Origin of the sequence: Pseudomonas tehranensis (assembly GCF_014268615.1) — a bacterium.
Taxonomy (GTDB): domain Bacteria; phylum Pseudomonadota; class Gammaproteobacteria; order Pseudomonadales; family Pseudomonadaceae; genus Aquipseudomonas; species Aquipseudomonas tehranensis.
Genome location: NZ_JABWQV010000341.1, coordinates 1 through 4,376, shown reverse-complemented (window position 1 = coordinate 4,376; position 4,376 = coordinate 1). Strand labels below are relative to the sequence as shown.

Genomic DNA, 4,376 nt, shown 5'->3' with positions numbered 1-4,376 from the left:
GCGGGCTTGCTCGCGAAGACGGCGGCACAGTCAACATTGATGTCGCTTGATGCACCGCCTTCGCGAGCAAGCCCGCTCCCACAGGGGTTCAGTGCTTGACCCAGAGATTCAGTCGAGAATCAGATGCGGCAGGAACCGGCTCGAATCCTTGGTGATCAGGCTGTTGTCTTCCCGCACGCCGATGCCGGCGGCCTGGTCGCCGATGACCCAGGAGCCGATCAATGTGTAGCTGTCGCCAAACTTCGGCAACGGGGCGAATTCCTGGAGGATGAAGGGGGCGTCGGTGTAGGGGCCGTCTTCTTTGACGATCAGGCCATCAGCGGTTTGCAGCTCGATGTTGGCGCCTTCCCGGGAAAAGAACGGTTTGCGGACCCAGCCCTTGGGGACGGCTTTACTCGAGTCAGTGTCGAGATGGGCTGCCAATAAGTTCGGGTGACCTTTGTTGAATTCCCACAGCAACGGCAGGATGCCTTTGTTGGAGATGATCGATTTCCAGGCCGGCTCGAAAAACTGCGTATCGCTCTCGGCAATCGCCGCACCAAAAGGCTCGTGGAAGATGAACTCCCAGGCATGCAGCTTGAACAGGTGCGGGATCCAGCGATCTTGCAGATCGACGAAACGGCCCTCACCGGTAAGGCCGATATCCTCGATATCGATGTGCCGCGATTCGATGCCGACTTTTTCCGCGATCAGGCGCAAGTAGTCGGTGGTGCCCTTGTCTTCGATCGAGTCTTTCATCGAGGCGAAGTAAAAGGGTTGCTTGAGTTGCAGTTGGGCAAAGACCTGATGCAGCTTGGTGTCGATGCTGTTGAACTGGTCGGCATGCCCGGGCAACAGTCCGCGCTCGATGCATTGCTCCAGCCAACCCCACTGAAACGCCGACGCCTCGTACAGGCTGGTCGGCGTGTCGTAGTTCAGTTCCAGCAGCTTGGCGGGGCCGCTGCCGTTGTAGGAGAAGTCCATGCGCCCATACAGGTGCGGATGCCCTTCGAGCCATGAGGTGCGAACCATGTCGAAGAACGGCGCGGGAATACTCAGACGCTCCAGCAGTTCCTCGCTCTGAACCACGCGGGCCACCAGGTCCATGCACATCTCATGGATCTCGGTGGTCGGGTCTTCGAGATCGTCTTCGATCTGCTTGAGCGTGAACTGGTAGTACGCGCTCTCGTCCCAATAGGGTTCGTCGTCGATGGTGTGGAACAGAAAGCCGAGACTCTCGGCGGTCTGTTTCCAGTCATGACGTTCGGCGCAATGGACTTTCTTCATGACGCGCGTTCCTTAACTGCTCGATCGCCCGGAGCTGCTCGAGCCGCCCCAACCGCTGCGGGCGCTGGCTTTGCTGCCGAAACCGCCACGGGAGGTGGACGAAGCAACAGAGATCGGTTTGCTGGCGGAACGGACCGTGTCGGTGTAATTGCCATACCTCGCCTGATTGGACTTGGTAAAGGTCGAGCCTTTGGAAATCCGCTGGGCGAGTGTTGAGGACGCGTAGTTGCCGCGATCATCGCGATAGCGGTAGACCGGTTGGGAGTAGTAGCTGTTGCGGTTGCTGCTCAACATGTTGCCGATCAGCAGCCCGGTCAGCAGGCTGGTGCCGGAGAACCCTGAGCCTTGCGCGTTGGCTTCGGAAGCCGGCAGCTGCGCCTTGGCCGCGTCCACCTGGGCTTGGGTGACCTGGCCATCGGCGGTCAGTTCGAAACCACCCAGCCTGGGGATGAACTGACCGGTGGAATCCTGTTGGCACCAATCGGCAACAAAGTCGGCATCACAATCGGCCTGGTTGCTGTACGCCGGCGCGATGCGGCGATGCTCGGCCATGGCGGTCATGTAGGCGTCGGAGCAAACGTCTACCGGGAGTTTTTCATCGGCACATTGCTGCACGGACTGGAAGTTGTACTTCTTCTGTACCGGGTAGGTTTTTTCCGTCGGGCCGCAGCCTGATATCGCCATGGCGACCGACGCGGCCAGCGAGAGCTGAACGTACTTGCTTCGTTTCATGGGATCTCCGTGGCGCAATCAGTTCTGGGAAGGCGTCATGCACGCGGCGTTCAACATGCCGACGCTGATGGCCACTGCCGCGATATAAATACCCGCGGCGATTTCACCCTTTTTAATGCGTTCAGAGGCGCCTTTGAGCACCAGACTGGTCACCAGGAACGCCAGCAGTTGCACGAACGCTGCGATCACGGCCCAGACGACGAAGTCCAAAAGACTGATGGAGTAGGCAATCACATTGCTGGCCGGGATGGCGAAACCGATGATGGCGCCGCCCAGCGCGATGGCGGCGGCCACATTGCCCGAACGGATCAGTTCGAACTCCTTGTGCGGGGTGATCCGGGTGTAGATGAACTGGTACAGCGCGAACAGCACGGCCGCACCGAGGATGTACAGCACAAACCCGAGCACGGCGGCTTTGTTCAGGGAAATGGAGAGCGCTTCAAGCATGGACTTCTTCCTTTTTTAAAAAGTGTTCAGGTCAGTGGTGTACAGCGAAATGCCCAGCGACGTGCTCAAGCTGATGGTGCCTTCAGCGTCTTCTTCGACGGAAAACAGCAGGAACTCCCGGCGATCGGTCAGGCCGGTTTCGCGGGCATACAGCATTGAGCGGTGCTCGACGCTGTAGGACTCATCTGGATTGCTCACGCGCTCGCTCAACGCCACCAGTTCTGTCTGGCCTTCCTCGGTGCCCCATTCGCGGCTGTACTCGACACCGTCGTGCTGGTAGGTCGGCAGGCCGATCAAGCTTTCGGGCCCGGCCAGCCGCCGCAACTCCGCTTCACTGTTGAGGGTGACGTAACTGAGGTAATTGAACAGGATCACCGACTCGACCTGCCCGGCCACATCGCCACTGGTGTGCACTTGCAGCCAGTAGTCCTCGTCGTTCATGTAACAGCGCGTCAGCCAGTTCGACTGGCCGAGGTCGACAATGCCGGTGCTCCAGATCTGTTGGGCATCGGGGATGACCACGCCAGTGTTGTCGTCGAGCAACAGTTTCAGCGTGCTATCGAACCGGAGCTCTTTGCCCGAGGCCAGGCCCAGCGGCCCGACGGAGGCCGGGATTGGGTTGGCGACCCATTTGGAGTCCTTGCCCGAGTTCGGCGCCTCGATGCCCATCAACCGCTTAAACCAGCCCATTGGAGATTTCCTTGAGACGCGCGGAGGCGATATAGAAGAGGTCACCGCCGCCGCCCACGCGCGTGTCGCAGGGTGGGTTGATCGACGGGTGCCGGGCGCCTTTGGCGCGGTAGCCGATAAGAATGGCGTTGTGGTGCTCTTTCATTTGCACATACAGATCGCCGAACGCAGCATCAAACGCTTCGGGAAGTTTCATCAGGTATTGAGTGGCGCCCTCGCCCACACAAAGCAGTTCGTTGATGACCACTGACGAACCCGGATCCTGTGAAGCACGCACCAACATCTCGATGGCCATGCTGGAGGTGCACTCCAGGCTGGGCGCGTAGGCGCTGGCGAGTGCAGCCACTTCACTGTCGTTGAAATGGGCGACCACATGCCCGACCGGGTTCAGTTGATTGACCGCCAGCACGGTGGACAGAGTCAGATCGTCTGAGTGGGTGCGCACCAGGACGCGTTCGGCACCCGGCACACCTGCGCGTTGCAAAAGTGCGACAGAGGACAGGCTTTCACCTTTGATGTAAGTCGTCTTGCCGGGCATGGGGTTTTCTTCAAGCTCGCAATCGCAGATGACAATCAGGTTGTCATTGGACGTCTCGTCCTGCAGCAGCAACTCGATGACCCGCTCGCTGGAGGCGCCCTCCCAGCCGATGAGAACGGTGTGGCCGGTCTTGCCGGTGAAATCGCCTTTGCCCTTCATGCCTTTTCTCCATACATCAATGACGCTGCTGGTGGTTTTGCCGATGACCGTCGTCAACAGGGCAATGCCCCCGAGCATGATCCAGGTCGCCACGAAAATCCGCCCGCCAGCTGTCTGCGGCAACAGATCGCCATAGCCAACGGTGAGCGTGGTGGTGAGATAGAAGTAGATAAACGTGGCGGCAGCGATGAGGTGCTGTTCGCCCAGAAGCACCAGGCCGATCCAGGCGATGGACAGGTGCACGCCCAACGCAATGGCCAGGCCCGCCCAGCCGAACCGATGGAAGAAGGACGAGGCGTAGGTTCGCAGTAAAAGAAAAATCGACATTTCGTCCCTGACTCCGTGGGGCTTTGTTCCTGGCGGGAAATCGCTCTGGCGTCTGAGCACTCGAGCGTAGTGGCCGGACAGCATTAAACCTGTTGCGGGGTTTGGATAAAAGTACCTGCACCACAATTAAATCCAACGAACGCCGGACATTCTTGTGGCGAGGGCGCTTGCTCCCCTGAGCCCCAGCAGCTGTGTAGGAGCTGTGTAGGAGCTGTCG

At 59.4% G+C, this 4,376-nt stretch carries 5 protein-coding genes; all 5 read right to left on the bottom strand.

Translation table 11 applies throughout. From position 1 onward, the window contains the following. Window positions 1-108: 108 nt before the first annotated feature. From HU811_RS25460 to HU811_RS25440, 5 genes are read right to left on the bottom strand one after another with little or no spacing between them, the layout of a single operon-like run. The gene (locus HU811_RS25460; protein WP_092394729.1) at window positions 109-1,266 is read right to left on the bottom strand and encodes a glutathionylspermidine synthase family protein; all 1,158 of its coding nucleotides are present in this window, start codon (window positions 1,264-1,266) and stop codon (window positions 109-111) included. 12 nt (window positions 1,267-1,278) lie between these two features. After that, window positions 1,279-1,998 (bottom strand): DUF1190 domain-containing protein, encoded by a 720-nt coding sequence (locus HU811_RS25455; protein WP_092394732.1) that lies wholly within the window; start codon window positions 1,996-1,998, stop codon window positions 1,279-1,281. 18 nt (window positions 1,999-2,016) lie between these two features. Further along, window positions 2,017-2,445: a DUF350 domain-containing protein gene (locus HU811_RS25450; RefSeq protein WP_092394735.1), complete on the bottom strand. Its 429-nt coding sequence runs from the start codon at window positions 2,443-2,445 to the stop codon at window positions 2,017-2,019. A 15-nt stretch (window positions 2,446-2,460) separates the two neighbouring features. Next, the gene (locus HU811_RS25445) at window positions 2,461-3,135 is read right to left on the bottom strand and encodes a DUF2491 family protein (protein ID WP_186658794.1); all 675 of its coding nucleotides are present in this window, start codon (window positions 3,133-3,135) and stop codon (window positions 2,461-2,463) included. Beyond that, window positions 3,122-4,159, bottom strand: a complete 1,038-nt coding sequence (locus tag HU811_RS25440; RefSeq protein WP_186658791.1) for an ion channel — start codon at window positions 4,157-4,159, stop codon at window positions 3,122-3,124. Before HU811_RS25440 ends, HU811_RS25445 begins: the two co-directional genes overlap by 14 nt. Window positions 4,160-4,376: the final 217 nt, after the last annotated feature.

What these genes read in the sequence shown, in the direction of transcription:
- HU811_RS25455 (WP_092394732.1), bottom strand. Translation starts at nt 1,998, where the DNA reads ATGAAACGAAGCAAGTACGTTCAGCTCTCGCTGGCCGCGTCGGTCGCC.
- HU811_RS25460 (WP_092394729.1), bottom strand. Translation starts at nt 1,266, where the DNA reads ATGAAGAAAGTCCATTGCGCCGAACGTCATGACTGGAAACAGACCGCC.
- HU811_RS25445 (WP_186658794.1), bottom strand. Translation starts at nt 3,135, where the DNA reads ATGGGCTGGTTTAAGCGGTTGATGGGCATCGAGGCGCCGAACTCGGGC.
- HU811_RS25440 (WP_186658791.1), bottom strand. Translation starts at nt 4,159, where the DNA reads ATGTCGATTTTTCTTTTACTGCGAACCTACGCCTCGTCCTTCTTCCAT.
- HU811_RS25450 (WP_092394735.1), bottom strand. Translation starts at nt 2,445, where the DNA reads ATGCTTGAAGCGCTCTCCATTTCCCTGAACAAAGCCGCCGTGCTCGGG.